We start from the raw sequence: 647 nt of genomic DNA, 5'->3' as shown, positions 1-647 counted from the left end.
TGATACCGGTGGCCGGGGTCGAACCGGCACTCCTTACGGAACACGATTTTGAGTCGTGCGCGTCTGCCAATTCCGCCACACCGGCATGTTAAAAGTATCTATGGAGGCGGCAACCGGATTTGAACCGGTGGTCAAGGTGTTGCAGACCTTTGCCTTACCACTTGGCTATGCCGCCAATATTGGAGCGGAAGACGGGATTCGAACCCGCGACCCCCACCTTGGCAAGGTGATGTTCTACCACTGAACTACTTCCGCATACAAGTTAGGCTAAAAGGATTCCATAGGAATCCCTGCCTGTTTACTTGGCTATAGCGTAAAGCTATATAGAGGGCGATCGATGGGAATCGAACCCACGAATGCCGGAGCCACAATCCGGTGCGTTAACCCCTTCGCCACGACCGCCATGATGAATATGTTATGGCAGGGGTAGCAGGATTTGAACCCACATTTACGGTTTTGGAGACCGTTGCTCTACCATTGAACTATACCCCTGTGGTGGAGGGAGTAGGACTCGAACCTACGAACCCGATGGGAGCGGATTTACAGTCCGCCGCGTTTGGCCAACTTCGCTATCCCTCCGATTAGAGTGGCTCGGGACGGAATCGAACCGCCGACACACGGATTTTCAGTCCGTTGCTCTACCGACT

The 647-nt window shown here is 53.8% G+C and carries 6 tRNA genes; all 6 read right to left on the bottom strand.

Features of this window, described 5'->3' with window-relative positions:
* Positions 1-3: 3 nt before the first annotated feature.
* Positions 4-85: transfer RNA gene (locus tag AE2B122_RS18980), tRNA-Leu, on the bottom strand.
* A 16-nt stretch (positions 86-101) separates the two neighbouring features.
* Positions 102-175, bottom strand: a tRNA-Cys gene (locus tag AE2B122_RS18975).
* A gap of 5 nt (positions 176-180) precedes the next feature.
* Positions 181-255 (bottom strand) — tRNA-Gly (locus AE2B122_RS18970).
* 74 nt (positions 256-329) lie between these two features.
* A tRNA-His gene (locus AE2B122_RS18965) sits at positions 330-402 on the bottom strand.
* 16 nt (positions 403-418) lie between these two features.
* Positions 419-492 (bottom strand) — tRNA-Trp (locus AE2B122_RS18960).
* Position 493: 1 nt separating this feature from the next.
* Positions 494-579, bottom strand: a tRNA-Tyr gene (locus AE2B122_RS18955).
* Between the last annotated feature and the right edge of the window lie 68 nt (positions 580-647).

This window comes from Terribacillus sp. AE2B 122 (assembly GCF_902497585.1).
Lineage (GTDB): Bacteria > Bacillota > Bacilli > Bacillales > Amphibacillaceae > Terribacillus > Terribacillus saccharophilus_A.
The sequence above is the reverse complement of the archived record's forward strand: the minus strand, read 5'-3'. Positions and strand labels throughout refer to the sequence as shown.